Raw genomic sequence first — 541 nt, forward strand, 5'->3', positions numbered from 1 at the left:
AATATATAGATGAGTGGACGTTGTTCTGTTCCATTCTTCCTTACAACTTCACCGGAGACCTTGTGCCCTTTCTCCAGGTAAGAGTGAAGTAGCTGTGTTCGCCCCCGATCTACATACCCAAGCTTTTTGCCAGCACGATCTATACGAATAGCTCCTGAATCATGCTTATGATCCGGCTCAGGAGTAAACGTAATCTCATCACCTTTCTCAATTTCAGCTGCTGGTACCTCAGACTCATACCTGAAACCCGCAACTTCCAGAATCAACTCAAAGGGTGCTGTAGCACTATCAAATGGATGCACTATTTCAAAGCCATCATCCGGTAGCTTTGCTCCAACATAGCCAAGCAGTGAGAAGTCCGTCATCTCAACATCTGGGTTCAGGCCTTTTAACTCAAGATAGCGGCCAAAGTCGCTACGACTCCGAGGGGGAAGCCTCCTGGCAAATGCCTCTAAAACATTGTTATTAAACTCAGACCCATGCTTGATATGAAAGGCTGGATAACCGAGAAAGCCATGCTCGCAGGCCGTCTTGAAGTCAT

The 541-nt window shown here is 46.8% G+C and carries 1 protein-coding gene; it reads right to left on the reverse strand.

Annotated features, from left to right (window positions below):
* A partial coding sequence (locus E1189_RS00545; protein WP_155158197.1) for an HIRAN domain-containing protein occupies positions 1 to 541 on the reverse strand: 541 nt, incomplete at both ends.

The organism is Parendozoicomonas verongulae (assembly GCF_009711465.1).
Classification (GTDB): Bacteria; Pseudomonadota; Gammaproteobacteria; order Pseudomonadales; family Endozoicomonadaceae; genus Sansalvadorimonas; species Sansalvadorimonas verongulae.